Source organism: Kitasatospora arboriphila (assembly GCF_039528095.1).
In the GTDB taxonomy this organism is placed as follows: Bacteria; Actinomycetota; Actinomycetes; order Streptomycetales; family Streptomycetaceae; genus Kitasatospora; species Kitasatospora arboriphila.
Genome location: NZ_BAAALD010000306.1, coordinates 1 through 227 on the forward strand (window position 1 = coordinate 1; position 227 = coordinate 227).

1 protein-coding gene is annotated in these 227 nt (G+C 51.5%); it reads right to left on the reverse strand.

The features are described from left to right. Window positions 1-66: 66 nt before the first annotated feature. Window positions 67-227: CsbD family protein (locus ABD353_RS40120; protein ID WP_425555370.1), on the reverse strand; the 161-nt coding region annotated here is incomplete at its 5' end.

Below are 227 nucleotides of genomic sequence, written 5' to 3' on the forward strand. Positions count from 1 at the left end.
CGGCGCGTCCGTGCGCCATTCAGACAGGCACTAACACAAATGCTTCATTCTTCGGATCAAGGAACGCTACCAGCGATAGTCGTTCTTATGCTCCCAGTCTGAGACTTCTTTCTCAGCCTGATCTTTCTCATAGCCGTAACGCTCCTGAATTTTGCCGACCAGCTGGTCGCGCTTCCCTTCGATTACGGTCATATCATCATCGGTAAGTTTGCCCCACTGTTCCTTGG